The following is a 14,444-nucleotide window of genomic DNA, read 5'->3' on the forward strand; positions in this document are numbered from 1 at the left end:
GGGATCAAGATCCCCCTGCAGGAGATGCCGGCTGCCTACATCAGCTGCCAGCGGCCGAAAGCGAAGGGGCCGTTTGAAGAGAAGCAGGGGCGGGTCTACGAGGTTCTCTTTCCGCATCTGCAGCGGGCGCTGAACCTGCACCTGAAGTTCTCCCGGGCGGATGCGAAGGCGCAGGCCATGGAGCGAGCCCTGGACGCCTTCGGTCATGCCGTCTTCGGGCTGGACCGGGCCGGGCGCGTCATCCTCTGCAACCGCATGGCGGAGGAGATCGTGCGGGCCGGGCATGTGCTCCGCCTGGAGCAGGGCTGGCTGGCGGCGGTGGATCCCGTGCGGGATCGCGGCCTGCAGGGCATGCTGGCCGGGGCGGTTGCGACAGGCGCCGGCGCGGGCATCGCGGCAGGAGGCTGGATGCTGCTCGAAGGCCACTCGGAGGAACATGCACTCCGGCTGGCGGTCACCCCCGTCCGGCTGCCTCTGCCGGGCTATTCAGGCCTGCTCGCCGCACTCGTTTACGTCAGCGGCCCGGCGGTAAGGCCCCTGTCGAAGGCGGAAGCTCTACGCTCCCTGTACGGGCTCACGCCGGCGGAAGCGCGCATCGCGGACCTGCTGGGAGCGGGGCTCGAGATCAGGGAAATCTGCCATCGCTCGGGAATCACTCTCGAAACCACGCGCTTCCACGTGAAGCGCATCCTCGCGAAGACCGGGGCCAGGCGGCAGGCGGAGCTGGTGCGGATGATCGCCCTGATCCCGGCTCTCCCACCCGGCCTGCAATCCTGAGACCCTTGGGCGGACTCAGCTTTCCGGGTGTGCCGCGAGGTATTTGCTGTATTCCTCGCTCAGAGACTTGGCGAAGGCATCCACCAGCAGCAGCTGCCCCTGCAGCACCCCGAGATGGCCGATCATCGTTTTCGCCTCGCCCGGGTCCATGTCCTCGGAGCCGTCTTTCATGAGGACAATCGAGCTCAGGCTGACGATGGCGTCCCGCGCCGCCTGGTGCTCCGACTCTTTCAACTCATCCTGCGTGATGTAGATACTCGACAGCTCCTGCGCCTGCGAGTACGGCATATAGGCCAGCGTACCGGTCGTTTGGGCGGTCTTCCAGCTCACCTCGTCGAGATCGGTGATATTGAAATTCACACTCAGATTGCCGTGTGGGAGCTTCCCGGTCTTCACTACCTGTTGCAGGATGCCCACACCGTTCTTGAGCACGACCTGTTCCTGCCGGATGCCATCGCGAATCCCCTGCAGGTCCTTCGCATTGCTGCGAATCTCGCTGGTCATGCTCGCGGCGGCCTCATGCGCCAGGTGCTGATGTTCGCGCCACTCCACTCAGCCTTCGATCCCGACCGCGATCAGCAACCCGATGGTGATGGTGAACAGGTGAATCAAAAAGTCGCGCCAGTTCAGGACCGGCTCATGGGGTGGATGTACATCGAGCAAAGGCGAGGTCTCCCCGGAAGAATGCGGTGGACCCATTCTGCATCAGGCCTTGCGCGATGTCAGCGCATTTCTGCAAAGAGAAAGGCGCGAAGATCGAGGGATCTTCGCGCCTTGTTCCACCAGGCGATTCGCGCCACGCGCAGTGGCTATTTCGACAGCGTGTTCTTTACGATCTCGCTCACCTGCTTGCCATCGGCGCGCAGGCCCTTTTGCTGAATCTTCGCCTGTACGGCCTTCATCGCCAGGCCCATCTGCTTCGGGCCCAGCTCGTCGCCCGAGGCGGCCATCTCGGCCAGCGTCTCAGTCACCAGCGCGCGGATCTCCTCTTCGCCCGCGGCCTTCGGCATGTAGGCCTCGATCACCGTGATCTCCTCGGCTTCCTTGGCCGCGAGTTCCGGGCGGTTGCCCTTGGTGAACTGGTCGATCGATTCCTTGCGCTGCTTGATCAGCGTGGTCAGCACCTGCAGCACTTCGCTGTCTTCGAGCGGAGCCCGCTTCTCGATTTCCTTGTTCTTGATGGCGGTCTTCACCATGCGCAGCGTGGAAACGCGCTCACTGTCGCGCGCCTTCATGGAGGCAATGACGTCTTTCTCGATCTGCTGGGTAATGCCGGAAGTGCTCATTTTCACCTGTCCAAACTCCCCATTATATGAACAAAGCGGCCCCGGCGCGGCCTCAGTACAATCAGGGGCAAAGGAAAACCCGAGATGATTCGCAAAACGCGCCTCTTTACTCCTGGTCCGACTCCTCTTCTTCCTGCCGCGCAGTTCGCCATGGCCGCTGCCGACATTCACCACCGGACCGCCGAGTTCCGCGCGCTGTATCAGCGTGTTCTGGAGCAGCTGAAGGCCTTCGTCGGCACCAAGAATGACGTGCTGCTGCTCGCCTCTTCCGGTACGGGCGCGATGGAAGCTTCGGTCTCGAACCTGACCTCGCCCGGCGATCACGTCCTCGTGCTCTCGGCTGGTAAGTTCGGCGAGCGCTGGACCGCGATCACCAAGGCCTTCGGCTGCGTGGTCGACACGCTGACCGCGCCCAACGGCGAGACCTTCTCGCTCGCCGACGTGAAGGCCCGCATCAAGCCCGAGACCAAGGCCATTTATGTGCAGGCCACCGAGTCCTCGACCGGCGTCCGCCACGACGTGGAAGGCATTGCGAAGCTCATCAAGGAAGTCGGCAGCGATGCGCTGCTCGTGGTCGACGCCATCACCGGCCTTGGCACCACGCACTTCGATGTCGATGGCTCCGGGATCGACGTCATCATCGGCGGCTCGCAGAAGGCCGTGATGATTCCTCCGGGCCTCGCTTACCTGTCGCTCAGCGACAAGGCCTGGGCTGCGACCGAGACGTCGAAGAATCCGCGCTACTACTTTGACCTGCGCAAGGAACGCAAGAACGCGCAAAAGGGCGAGAGCTCGTACACGCCGGCGGTTGCGCTGATTGCCGCGCTTGGCGCCGCGCTCGACTACATCGCCGCGCAGGGCGGAGGCGATCTCGCCGCCGGCCGCAAGGCCCTGGTCGACAATGCCGAGACCTGCGCCGCCATGACCCGCGCCGCGGTCCAGGCCCTGGGCCTGAAGCTCTTCGCGCCTTCGGCTCCGGCTGCCGCGGCCACCGCCGTGCTGCCGCCCGAGGGCGTCGACTCCGGTGTCTTCGTCAAGGAGCTCAAGAGCCGCTTTGCCGTCGTCATCACCAACGGCCAGGGCGAGATGAAGGGCCAGATCTTCCGCATCGCCCACATCGGCTTCTTCGATTACATGGACACCATCGCCATCATCGGAGCGCTCGAGCAGATCGCCGTGAACACGCTGAAGATTCCGGGCTTCCAGTTCGGACAGGCCGTGGCCGCCGCGCAGAAGGCGTACGTGGAAGCGACAACCGCGAAGCAGGAAGCAGAACCGGTAGGCGCCCGCTAAGGGCGCCTGCGTTTTTATGGGCGCCCTTTATACGGGCGCTTTGTTTTTCCGAATCACAGGAGCAGAAATGAAGATCGTTCTCGCCGAGAAAGTTTCCCCGGCCACCCTCGCTGTCTTCCAGAGCGAGCCGGATTGGAAGATCGTCACCCACGACCAGATCAAGGACGGCCTCCCCGCCGAGCTCGCCGACGCTGACGGCCTTGTCGTCCGCTCCGCCGTGCAAGTGGATGATGCGCTGCTCGCCTCCGCGCCCAAACTGCGCGTGATCGGCCGTGCCGGTGTCGGCGTGGACAACATCGATGCCGACGCCGCTACCCGCCGCGGCATCGTGGTGATGAACACCCCCGGTGCGAACGCCATCGCCGTCGCCGAGCTGACCCTCGGCCTGATGATCGCGCTTGCGCGCCAGATCCCCAAGGCGAATGCCACCATGCACGCCGGCAAGTGGGAGAAGAAGTCGCTGCAGGGCGTCGAGCTGCGCAATAAGAAGCTTGGCATCCTCGGCCTCGGCCGCATCGGCCTCGAGGTCGCACGCCGCGCCCGCAGCTTCGGCATGGAGATCATCGGGCACGACCCCTTCGTCTCCGCCGCTGTCGCGCGTGAGAATGCCATCACGCTGGTCTCGGTCGAAGAGCTCTTCCGCGATGCCGACTACCTTTCGCTGCACGTCGGTCTCACGCCGCAGACCGCCGGCATCATCAACGAGAAGACGCTCGCAACGATGAAGAAGGGCGTGCGCATCGTCAACTGCGCCCGCGGTGAGCTGATTGTCGAAAACGATCTCGCCGAAGCCCTCAAGAGCGGCCACGTCGGCGGCGCTGCCCTCGATGTCTTCCACAAGGAGCCGCTGAAGGATTCGCTGTTCTTCGAGATTGAGAATGCCATCCTCACGCCGCACATCGCCGGTTCCACGAACGAGGCGCAGGAGGCGGTCGGCATTCAGATTGCGATGCAGACCCGCGAGTACCTGAAGAATGGCGTGGTGCAGAATGCCGTGAACATGCCCTCGCTCACGCATGAGGAATACCAGGAGCTCGCGCCCTACATCACGCTGGCCGATCGCCTCGGTACTTTTCTCTCGCACTTTGCCGACGGTACGCTCGAGAGCGTGCGCATTGCGTATAACGGCCGCATCAGCGAAGGCAAGACCGACCTTATCCGCAACAGCGCGATCGAAGGCCTGCTCGGCCACAGCGAAGGTGTGAACAGCATCAATGCCGCCGCAGTTGCGGAAGAGCGCGGCATCCGCGTCTCGGAAGAGAAGAAGGCCACGGCCTCGGGCGGCGCAGGCAACGTGCTCAAGCTCACCGTGCACACGCGCTCGGGTGACGTGCATGCCAGCGGCACCGTGCTCCACGGCACCTCGGCGCGCCTGCTCAACCTGAACGGCATCGACGTGGAGGCTCCCCTTGAGGGCACGCTGCTGGTGCTGCGCAACCAGGACGTCCCCGGTGTTATCGGCCGCGTCGGCACCATCCTCGGCGACTTCCAGACCAACATCGCGAACTTCGCGCTCGGTCGCGCCAGCCATGGCCGTGCAGTTCCTGAGGGCACCGCGCTCGCCGTCATCCAGGTGGATGGTTATCTCGACGAAGCCGCCGTGCGCGCCCTGCGCAAGGTCGAGGCCATTGCCGAGGTCCGCGTCGCCAGCCTGGGTGAGAAGTTGCAGCTCGCCGCCGCGGAATAGGCCCGGCGCGTCGTTTTTGCGCAAATCAGTAGAATAGAAATGCGGGGCCTGCGCAGCACAGCAGGCCCCGCAAGCGTAAACGCGACAAGCGCAAACTATTGGAGTCCCGCACGTGCCTCTCTACGAATACCGCTGCACCAAGTGCGGCCATCAGTTCGAAAAAATCCAGAGCTTCAGCGCCGAACCGCTGACCGAATGCCCGGTCTGCCAGGGGCTGGTCGAACGCCTCATCTCCGCGCCCGCCGTGCAGTTCAAGGGCTCGGGCTGGTACGTCACCGACTACGCCGGCAAGAGCGCCTCGGCCAAGCCCAGTGCGTCGTCTGCCTCGGCTGGCTCATCGGAATCATCCTCGTCGTCCTCGACGGAAAGCAAGGCTGCGCCCAGCGCGCCTGCGAGCAGCACCGGCTCTTCCAGCAAGAGCGAATAGTCCGCAAGGACTGAGGGCGCCCCACCCAGGCTAGGCCTGGGTGGGAAAGCACGCATCTTTACGACTGCGCGGGAACCTTATCGCCTTCCTTCCGCGCTTCGGAGAGCCCAATAGCGATGGCCTGCTTGCGGCTCGTGACCTTCTTGCCGCTCCGGCCGGACTTCAGCTTCCCCTGCTTCAGCGCCTTGATCTCGCGCTCGACCGACCTCGAAGCACCCGCACCGTACTTGCGCGTGCTCTTCTTTGCAGCTGTCTTTTTGCCTGTGGTCTTCTTCGCCGCTTTCTTTGCTGTGGTCTTCTTTACCGCCTTCTTGGCGGTGGCTTTCTTTACGGCGGACTTTTTCCCCGCCGATTTCTTCGCGGCACTCTTCTTAACAGCGCTTTTCTTGACCACAGACTTTTTGATTGCGCTCTTCTTCGCAGCGGATTTCTTTGCAGCCTTCTTCGTTGCCTTTTTCTTGGTTGCCATATCAATTCTCCCTTTGAGGCCGAAGGCAGTTGCGAAATCGACCCCAGCCATGGGATAGCGTGTCCATGCCGCCGGGTTGCGTGAAGGGAGTAACGTGTGCGCTTCCTCTCTCCCCATGCTTGCGGCGATGATGACAACAACGATGGCTGCGTTTCACAGCAGGAAGTATGTTCTCGGTGTCGATGGCTGCCGCACGGGCTGGATCGCCGCCGCGCTCTCGCTCGATGCGCGCAGCCTCAGCTTCGCTGTCTTCCCGGACTTCACCACGCTGCTTGCGCATCATGCTTCCGCGCAGGCCATCGCGGTGGACATGCCCATCGGCCTGCGCGAAGACTTTGCTCCGCGCGCCTGCGACCGCGAGGCCCGTCGCCTGCTCGGCCCGCGCGGATCGAGTATCTTTCCTGCGCCGGACAGGAGCCTGCTGACATTCTGTAACCTCGACGGTGACAAACAGAAGCAGTATGTCCGTGCGTGTGAGCACTCCTTCAATCGCTGTGGGAAGAAGATCTCTCTGCAGACCTTTCACCTGCTGCCGAGGATCGTCGAACTTGATGTGCTTCTCACTCCGCAGTTACAGCGTCGTGTGATTGAAGCCCATCCAGAGCTGAGCTTCCTCACCGCCTCCGGCACCCAGCTTGCCCACGCCAAGCGTACTGCCGAAGGTTATGCCGAACGCCGCGCCATCCTCGAACGCCTCTTTCCGCATATAGCCATCCCCGAGCGCAACACCGTCACGGGTACCTACCGCGGCGCGCAGCCCGACGATCTTCTCGATGCCGTGATTGCAGCGTGGTCCGCGCTTCGCTGGCATCGCGGCGAGGCGCAGCTGCTTCCATCGGAGACAGAGCGCGACCCGCGCGGGCTGCGCATGCAGATTGCGGTGTAAGCCGCAGCCATTCGCATTTCATCGCGAGATCTGTTACTCGTTGCACGGGAGATAGAACTGTGTCGAAACCGAACGAAGCTGCTCCGTCGTCTGCCTCCAACTCCGCCACCCGCCGTGAATTCCTGCAGGGCACACTTGCCGCCGCGGGAGCCACGCTCGCCGCCGGAAGCCTTTCCGCCTTTGCCTCGCCCGCACAGAATAAGAAGCGCCCGAACCTCGTCTTCTTTCTCGGCGAGGGCCAGCGTGCCGATGCGCTCTCGATCGCCGGCAACTCCATCCTGAAGACGCCGAACCATGACCGCATCGGCCATGAGGGCATCCGCTTCGAGAATGCCTTCTGCACGAACGCGCTCTGTGCGCCGGCCCGCGCCACCGCGCTCACTGGTCTCTATTCGCGCACCAGCGGCGCGCTCGACAACAACGGCCCGAACGTTCCGCTGCCCAGCGATATCCCGCTCTTTACCGACCTGCTGCGCGAAGCAGGATACGAGGTCGCCATCCTCGGCAAGGTGCATGTGCGCAACGGTGTCGAAGATCGCTACTGGGACTACTACTTCGGCCACAACAACCCTGCAAACGACTATGCGAATCCGTTCTTCAAGGAAGGCCGCAAGGGCAAGGTAGGCGAAGAGAAGCAATACAAGGGCGTCTATCCGGATGACCTCACCGTGGATCGCGCCCTCGCGTGGCTAGACGAAGATCGCGGCGACAAACCATTCTGCCTGCTCGTCTGGTTCGTCGCGCCGCATGAGCCGTTCTTCCGCGCACGCCGCCACTTCGATCTCTATCGCGATACGCCAGTCGAGAAGCCTGCCACGTTTGACGATGATCTCAAGGGGTATCCCGGCAAGCCGAAGGGCTTCGTCGATGCGGAGAACAAGATCGGCACCACCACTACGCATGTCGCCTGCGGCTCACATGAAGGCATCGTGAAGGACTACTACGCAGGCCTCGTCGCCGTCGATGACAACATCGGCCGCATCTTCACATGGCTCGAAAAGAAAAATATCCTCGACGAGACGGCTATCGTGCAGACCTCCGATCACGGATACTTCCTCGGCGAGTTCCGTCTCTTCGATAAGCGCCTCATGCATGAGCCCTCGATCCGCGTGCCGCTCATGATCCGCTATCCCTCGCGCATCCCAGCGGGTACGGTACGTGCCGAGCAGGTGCTCGATATCGATCTTGCGCCGACCTTCCTCGATCTCGCCGGCCTGCCCGTTCCCGCGCACATGCAGGGCAAGAGCGTGCTGCCGCTCGCGAAGGCTGCCGATCCCGGGTTCCGCCGCGAGTGGCTTTACGAATACTTCGAGTGGCCGAATCCCGAGGCTGTGCGCCCCCATCGCGGCATCCGCACCGAGCGTTACAAGCTTATCCACTACGTGATGGACCCACAGGAGTTCGAGCTCTACGATCTGCAGAACGATCCCGGGGAGACGACGAACCTTTACGGACGTCCTGAGAGTGCGGCCCTGCAGCAGCATCTGCTCGCGCGCCTCGAAGCTTTGCAGAAGGAGGTGCCGACGCGCCCGCAGTCGGTGTAAAGATTTCACGCGCACATGAAAAATCCCGCGAAGGCCTGAAGCCTCCGCGGGATTTTGTTTTGCAGTGCGGTTGGTTTACCAGCCCTGGTGGTTCCAGCCGCCGCCCCAGGGGTTCGACTGCGGTGAGGCCAGGTTCAGCTCGCTCTTCACAAGCGTGATCGCCAGCGCTACCACGTAGCGGTCGTTCGGCAGCGCAATCGACTGGATCGTCTTCGAGCTGTCGAGCGGCAGAACGTACTGGTAGAGGTTGAAGGTCTGGTCGTCCTGCGAGCCATCGTAGTTATCGCGATAGGCCAGCGCCGCAACCTCTGACTCGTTCTGGTAGTGGGCAGGCGTGTACCAGTCGCTGAAGCTCTGTGTCAGCGTCTTGGTGAGCGTCTTCTTCGCCTTGGTGCCGTCCGTGTAGGTGATCGTCACCGTCTGCGCTGTCTGGTCGCCCTGCACGCCCGTACCCAGGATGCGGATCTGGTCGTACCGGCCGCTCGGCAGCGCAATCGCGGTGCCCGTACCGTACACCACGTTCGGCTGGTTGGCCGGTGCGATGGTGTATTCGATGCCGTTGGCGACGAAGCCCTTCGACGAGGTCGTATCGCCGAGCAGGTTCGCCGAGTAGGCCGTACCGCCTGCGTCGAGTCCTGCCGAGCCGTCAAACGTGGTGCCGTCGGTGTAGATGCCGGTCGCGTTGTAGGCGCCTGAGAGGTCCACCTGCGTGCCCAGGTTCGGGCTCACCAGGGTCGCCGCCAGCACGATCACGTCCGAGTTGTTGGGAAGAGTCAGGCTCTTCACTTCCTTGTCTGGATTCAGCAGCAGGGCATAGCTGTAGAGGTTGAACTGCCCCGAGCCTTCGGTGCCGTTCTCCTCGTTGCGATACTGCGTCGCCACGGCCTCGCCTTCGCCGAGATTGCTGGCTGGCGAAAACCAGTCGCTGAAGCTCTGCGTGTAGCTCTGCGTGGTGCCGTCGGTGTAAGTCACGGTCAGCGCCTGGTTGGCCTGGTTGCCGTCGATGCCGGTGGCCAGCAGCTGCAGCGTGGAGAACTTGCCCTTGGGCAGCGTGACGGCCTGTCCTGCGCCGGATACGCCATTCTCCGTATTCGCCTTGCCGAATTTAAACTGCACGCCGTTCAACACACGCGCCGTCGAGAGCTGATTCGACGAGTACGCATAGCCGCCGAGCCCGCCCTGCGTGGTGAAGGTCGTGCCGTCGGTAAATGCCGCGTAGACGTTGTACGCCGAGCTCAGGTCCACCGGCGTGCCCGTGCCCCAGTTGCCCAGCGCCGCACTCACTTCCAGCGCGCCGGAAACCTGCTGCGTCACGTTGCCCGAGGTTGCGGTGACCGAGATGGCATTGTTGATGCCGGTCAGCGCCAGCGGCCCGGCCAGGAAGGCCAGCGTCGTGCTGTCGGAGTTTCTGCCCGAAGGCAGGAAGCCCGCATCCACGCCCGCAGGCGTCGTGCCGGTGTAGGAGTAGCTGATCTTGCCGGTGAATCCGTTCTCAGGCGATGCGGTCACCTTCGACGTCGCGTAGTTGAGCTGATTGAGGTAGAGCGTCGTCGGAGACAGCGCCACTCCGTAGTCGGGCAGGGCGAGCGAGACGTAGGCGGTCTGCGTGATGCCGTTGGCACTGCCTGTCACGATCACCAGCGTGTTGCCGCCCGGAGTCGCGCTCGTCGTCCCTACGTCCAGCGTGGTCGAGCCGGAAGTGGTGATCGTCGTGGCGGCGAGAGACGCCGTTACGCCGGTCGCCGAGTAGGTCGGAGCGCCGATGACCTTCGCCGTCAGCGTGACCGCGCCGGTAAAGCCGTTGGTCGGTGTCACCGTGATCGTGGTCGAGCCGGACTCGCCGGGCGTCAGCGGAATCGAGCTCTGGCCGGCGGCGATGGTGAAGTTCGGGCTGGTAGTGTTCGCCGGCCCAAGGACGTTCAGCATCGACTGCCCGTTCGGCGTACCCCAGCCGGTCGTCAGGTCATAGCCGGTCACTGCGGAGAAGAGGTCCGGGCTGCTCGAATTGAAGTTGTTGCCGGTGGTGATGTCGTGGAAGAGCGTGGTGTAGGTCGATCCCTGCCCCAGCGCATACACGGTCGGGTTCAGGCTGCCGATCGGTGTACCGTTCGACTGCTCGTTGGCCAGAGCAAGATAGCCGGCCCAGCGCGGTGCCGAGAGACTGGTACCGCCGATGCCCGTGGTGCAGCTGCCGTTCGCGCAGTAGTAGTTGTCGGTGTTGGCTTCCATCGCAACGTCAGGAATGTTGCGATAGGTTGTCGAGCCCTGGTTCTCCGAGTTGATGACCGGCACCTGGTAGCTGGCAATCGGCGCCGCCGTATTCCAGCCACCGCCGCTGCCCACCCACGCCGACTCCGACTCCCACGCGCCGCCGGGCCCGGTCGTTGTCAGGTCCGTGCCGCCCACCGCTGTGATGTAGGTGCTGTTGCCGGGGTAGCCCACCGTGCCCACGGCTGCGCCCGCGTCGCCCGAGGAGACGAAGACATTCTGTCCCTGCGCCAGCAACTCCATGAAGACCTGCTCATAGCCCGGCTCGGTGGCCGGCGTGCCGCCCCAGCCGAAGGACAGACTGATCTGCTTAGCCACATCGTCCTCGGCCGCCTGCGCGAAGGCCGTCTGCGCATCGGTGTCCGGACCGTTCGTCAGGTACACGATCAGCGCCGAGAGGTGGGGCGCCATCGAAATCGCCTGCTCCATGTCGATGACCTCTTCGCCGTCATCGCAGCCGCCCGTCGAAGGCAGGCCGGAGCAGACGCCGTCCACGCCCACCAGCACGTTGTAGATCGGCACGCTCAGCGTCTGCCCGGTCGTGCTGAAGTAGTTCTTCACGTCGCTCACGTTGTAGGGCCCGAGTTCGACGAGGCCCACCGCCTGTCCGGTGCCGTCGAGCGAGACATCGCCTGCATACGCGGCGCGCATGTCGCTGCCCAGGAACGATCCGCCTGTGCCCGAGCCGGTGGTGTTGGCCGTGGCCGCATGGCTGCCGGTCGCCTTCACGAGATAGTTATGCGGGAGCTCGTAGTTCGTCAGGCCATGCACGTCCACGATCGGCTCACTCGCATCGATCGTCGGCTCGGTGCTCGGCGCGAAGAAGGTGCGGTTTTCGGTCGGATGCTTGTAGGTGCGCATCGTTACGCCGAAGGTTTTGTTCACCGAGGAGACCGGCGCGGTCACGTTCAACACCAGGCGATTGGTGTGCGTGTGCGTCACCGTCATGCCCTGTGCCTTCACATAGGCGATGAGCTTGTTGTAGTCCGCCTGCGTGGGGCTGAAGCGGGCCTCGAACTCAGCCGGCGTCAGGAATTTCTTGTATTGCGCGCTGGTCGGGTCCTGCTGCTGCTGGAGCAGCGTGATGAGCTCCTGCTTGTTGCGGAGCGGAAGGGAAATCGTCAGCCCCAGGCTCTGGTTGGCGGCCATGGTCTGTGCGGATGCGGCCGCGTCCGACGGCGCGGTGAAGTTCCTGGGCAATTGCACGCGCTGCGCCGCGGCAATGGAAGTCGACAAACATGGAATCGTCACACATGCTGCAAGTGTGGGGAGGGCGAACCTGAGCCAAAGGCCTCTCGGGGGCAAACCACGCATAACTCGTATCTCCGTTTCACGTTCACAATCGTTCACTGCGGGCAGAGTCAGGGGCAGTCAGCAGGAGTGCAGAGGTGAAATCAGGCCATGCGAGATCGAACGCGCCAGCGCAAAGGAGAGCTGGCCGCAGGGCGGGCGCCGGGATGTACCGGTCTGTGGGGTACGGGGGAAAACGCGGTGGTAACGATTCCACCGTGGCGGAATCTTTACACCTCACCCCGAGCCTGTCAACGAACTTTTTCGAGCGCTTTGGCCATACCGCGCGTCGCGTCCGCGGGATGAAAGATCGCCTCCCGATTTACGCATCGGGCCGCACGGGATGGGTCGGAGTTCTCTCCATGGCATGAGGATGCGGGTACCCCACGTCTCATTTTTGAGACGTGGGTTCGCAGGGCGCGGACGGTGGGATATCAAATCTTAGAAAAACGATCTGTCCTTCCGACCGGAGCGGCTGCAGGCCGCGCAGTGGAGGAACCTGAGGTTCTGTCCAAACTAGCGAGAAGGCGGTGTTAGCCGAAAGCCTCAGTGGATTGAGGGAGCACGCGAGAGTTCGTACCTCCCGCCAAGCAAAGCTTGGGCGGGGCACCCGGTTTTGTTCCGTTGTAAACAGTAGAACCGCAGGTTCCTCCACTGCGCTTCGCTCCGATTGGAATGACAGGGTTAGCGAGAGCAAAAGCAGAAAGCCCCATCTCACGATGCTGAGAGATGGGGCCCTATCACTCATGCTCTATAAGAATCGGCCTACAGAAGCTCGCTCTTCGAAAACGCACTTTTTAGGTCGGCGATGAGGTCATTCGTGTCTTCGAGTCCGATGTGAAAGCGAACCACGTTGCCTTTGCCGTAGCGCGGCCGGTGCAGGCCGGGATAGGCCATCACCAGGCTCACCGTGCCGCCCCAGCTCCAGCCGATCTTGTAAAGCGTGAGGCTGTTCACTAAGCGGTTCACTTGCTCCTGCGAGATGCTCTCGTCGAAGATGACGGAGAAGACGCTGGTCGAGCCGGTGAAGTCCCGCTTCCAGATCTCGTGTCCTTCGCAGGAGGGCAGCGCGGGATGCAACACGCGGGCGATCTGCGTCTGTTCGCCGAGCCACTGCGCGATCTTCAGCGCCGACTGCTCCATCGCATCGAGTCTCACTGCGAGCGTCTGCAGGCCGCGCAGCGCCAGGCTGCACTCATCCGGAGAGACCGAGTAGCCGAGAGAGCGGTGCGCATCGCCAACCGCGTTGCAGGTCTTTTCTTCGCGGACGGAGACCGAGCCCAGCATCAGGTCGCTGTGGCCGCCTACGTACTTCGTAAGCGCCTGCACGCTGATGTCGACGCCGTGCGCGAAGGCGTCGAAGAAGACGCCGGCGGAGTAGGTGTTGTCGCTTGCGACCAGTACGCCAGCGCTGCGTGCTGCTTTCACCAGGGCGGGCACGTCCTGTATCTCCATCGTGATGGAGCCGGGGCTCTCGCACCAGATCAGCGACGTGTCGGGCCGGATCAGCGCCGCGATGCCTTCGCCGATCAGCGGATCGTACAGCTCCGCCGTGATGCCGAAGCGGCGCATCATGTGGAGGCCGAAATCCTTGTTCGGTCCGTAGGCCGTGGAGGGCACGAGCACATGGCTGCCGCTGTGGCAGACGGCGAGATAGACGAGCGCAATTGCCGACTGGCCGCTCGGCGTCAGAAAGGTGCGGTGCGCGCCTTCGATCTCGGCAAGTCGCTCGCCCAGTTCGAGTGCGGTCGGCGTGCCGTAGATGCCATAGGTCGCCTGCTCGGCGTGCGTCCGCCAGCCCTCGCGCACCTCTTCCTGCGAAGGGAAGACAACAGTGGAGCCGCGATGCGTGGGTACCGCGAGCGACTCGAAGGTACATTGCGAGCGGCGCTCGGGATGCATCAGCCGCGAGCGCCAGTTCTTCTGCTGGTTCGGAATCTTCGTCATCGTGAATGCAGCCTCAACCTGTTAACCGAAGATTGCCTGAAAGGCCTGTTCGAAATCGGCGATCAGATCCTTTGGCGATTCGAGTCCGACCGAGAGGCGCACCAGCTGATCCTTGATGCCGAGCTCGTTGCGCAGCTCCGTTGGCAGGTCGCAGTGCGAGGCGGTCGCAGGATGCGTCACCAGCGTCTCCACGCTGCCCAGGCTCTCCGCGCAGGTGCAGAGCTTCAGCGCTTCGATGAAGTGATGCGTCTCCTCGAGGGTCGCATCCAGCTCGAATGACATCATGCCGCCGAAGGCCTTCTGCTGCTTCTTGGCCAGCTCATGCTGCGGGAAGGACTCGAGGCCGGGATAGTTCACCTTGACCACGCGCGGATGCTTCTCCAGCCACTGCGCCACCTTCATCGCGTGTTCGCAGTGCATCGCCAGGCGCGCAGGCAGCGTCTTCATGCCCTGCAGCGCCATCCAGGAGTCGAACGGAGCCTGGATGCTGCCGATGACCTTGCGCACCAGCCGCAGGCGCTCGGTCAGCGCCTCGTCATGCGTAGCCAGCGAGCCGCCGAGGGTGGCGTT

The 14,444-nt window shown here is 63.3% G+C and carries 12 protein-coding genes; 6 read left to right on the top strand and 6 right to left on the bottom strand.

What is annotated here, in order from left to right:
- Nucleotides 1-777: helix-turn-helix transcriptional regulator (locus QM649_RS18975; RefSeq protein WP_415200648.1), on the top strand; the 777-nt coding region annotated here is incomplete at its 5' end.
- 15 nt (nucleotides 778-792) lie between these two features.
- On the opposite strand, the gene QM649_RS18980 is transcribed toward QM649_RS18975, so the two are convergent.
- Nucleotides 793-1,329, bottom strand: a complete 537-nt coding sequence (locus tag QM649_RS18980) for a hypothetical protein (protein WP_415200649.1) — start codon at nucleotides 1,327-1,329, stop codon at nucleotides 793-795.
- A 257-nt stretch (nucleotides 1,330-1,586) separates the two neighbouring features.
- Nucleotides 1,587-2,063 (bottom strand): GatB/YqeY domain-containing protein, encoded by a 477-nt coding sequence (locus QM649_RS18985; RefSeq protein WP_415200650.1) that lies wholly within the window; start codon nucleotides 2,061-2,063, stop codon nucleotides 1,587-1,589.
- Between the two features lie 84 nt (nucleotides 2,064-2,147).
- On the opposite strand from QM649_RS18985, the gene QM649_RS18990 reads away from it, so the two are divergent.
- From QM649_RS18990 to QM649_RS19000, 3 genes are all read left to right on the top strand, one after another.
- Nucleotides 2,148-3,356, top strand: coding sequence for a pyridoxal-phosphate-dependent aminotransferase family protein (locus QM649_RS18990; RefSeq protein ID WP_415200651.1), 1,209 nt, complete (start codon nucleotides 2,148-2,150; stop codon nucleotides 3,354-3,356).
- A 67-nt stretch (nucleotides 3,357-3,423) separates the two neighbouring features.
- On the top strand, nucleotides 3,424-5,043 hold the full coding sequence (gene serA, locus QM649_RS18995; protein ID WP_415200652.1) for a phosphoglycerate dehydrogenase: 1,620 nt from the start codon (nucleotides 3,424-3,426) through the stop codon (nucleotides 5,041-5,043).
- Nucleotides 5,044-5,155: 112 nt separating this feature from the next.
- Entirely contained in the window at nucleotides 5,156-5,470 is a 315-nt protein-coding gene (locus tag QM649_RS19000; protein WP_415200653.1) for an FmdB family zinc ribbon protein, read from the top strand.
- A gap of 58 nt (nucleotides 5,471-5,528) precedes the next feature.
- Here the strand turns inward: QM649_RS19000 and QM649_RS19005 are convergent, their stop codons facing one another.
- Nucleotides 5,529-5,939 (bottom strand): DUF6496 domain-containing protein, encoded by a 411-nt coding sequence (locus tag QM649_RS19005; protein ID WP_415200654.1) that lies wholly within the window; start codon nucleotides 5,937-5,939, stop codon nucleotides 5,529-5,531.
- Between the two features lie 94 nt (nucleotides 5,940-6,033).
- On the opposite strand from QM649_RS19005, the gene QM649_RS19010 reads away from it, so the two are divergent.
- Both QM649_RS19010 and QM649_RS19015 read left to right on the top strand, forming a co-directional pair.
- Nucleotides 6,034-6,825: a DUF429 domain-containing protein gene (locus QM649_RS19010; protein WP_415200655.1), complete on the top strand. Its 792-nt coding sequence runs from the start codon at nucleotides 6,034-6,036 to the stop codon at nucleotides 6,823-6,825.
- Between the two features lie 59 nt (nucleotides 6,826-6,884).
- Entirely contained in the window at nucleotides 6,885-8,369 is a 1,485-nt protein-coding gene (locus QM649_RS19015; RefSeq protein ID WP_415200656.1) for a sulfatase, read from the top strand.
- Nucleotides 8,370-8,444: 75 nt separating this feature from the next.
- Here QM649_RS19015 and QM649_RS19020 read toward each other — a convergent pair whose 3' ends face one another.
- The 3 genes from QM649_RS19020 to QM649_RS19030 form a co-directional block, all read right to left on the bottom strand.
- On the bottom strand, nucleotides 8,445-11,873 hold the full coding sequence (locus QM649_RS19020) for a protease pro-enzyme activation domain-containing protein (protein ID WP_415200657.1): 3,429 nt from the start codon (nucleotides 11,871-11,873) through the stop codon (nucleotides 8,445-8,447).
- 819 nt (nucleotides 11,874-12,692) lie between these two features.
- Nucleotides 12,693-13,874 carry a cystathionine beta-lyase gene (locus QM649_RS19025; RefSeq protein ID WP_415200658.1) on the bottom strand — a complete coding sequence of 394 codons (1,182 nt, stop codon included), beginning with the start codon at nucleotides 13,872-13,874 and terminating at the stop codon, nucleotides 12,693-12,695.
- A gap of 21 nt (nucleotides 13,875-13,895) precedes the next feature.
- A partial coding sequence (locus QM649_RS19030; protein ID WP_415200659.1) for a trans-sulfuration enzyme family protein occupies nucleotides 13,896-14,444 on the bottom strand: 549 nt, incomplete at its 5' end.

Origin of the sequence: Silvibacterium sp. (assembly GCF_047605705.1) — a bacterium.
Taxonomy (GTDB): Bacteria; Acidobacteriota; Terriglobia; order Terriglobales; family Acidobacteriaceae; genus Silvibacterium.

Excerpts from the sequence above, each read along its gene's own strand:
- QM649_RS18985 (WP_415200650.1), bottom strand. The coding sequence starts at position 2,063 with ATGAGCACTTCCGGCATTACCCAGCAGATCGAGAAAGACGTCATTGCC.
- QM649_RS18990 (WP_415200651.1), top strand. The coding sequence starts at position 2,148 with ATGATTCGCAAAACGCGCCTCTTTACTCCTGGTCCGACTCCTCTTCTT.
- serA (WP_415200652.1), top strand. The coding sequence starts at position 3,424 with ATGAAGATCGTTCTCGCCGAGAAAGTTTCCCCGGCCACCCTCGCTGTC.
- QM649_RS19005 (WP_415200654.1), bottom strand. The coding sequence starts at position 5,939 with ATGGCAACCAAGAAAAAGGCAACGAAGAAGGCTGCAAAGAAATCCGCT.
- QM649_RS19025 (WP_415200658.1), bottom strand. The coding sequence starts at position 13,874 with ATGACGAAGATTCCGAACCAGCAGAAGAACTGGCGCTCGCGGCTGATG.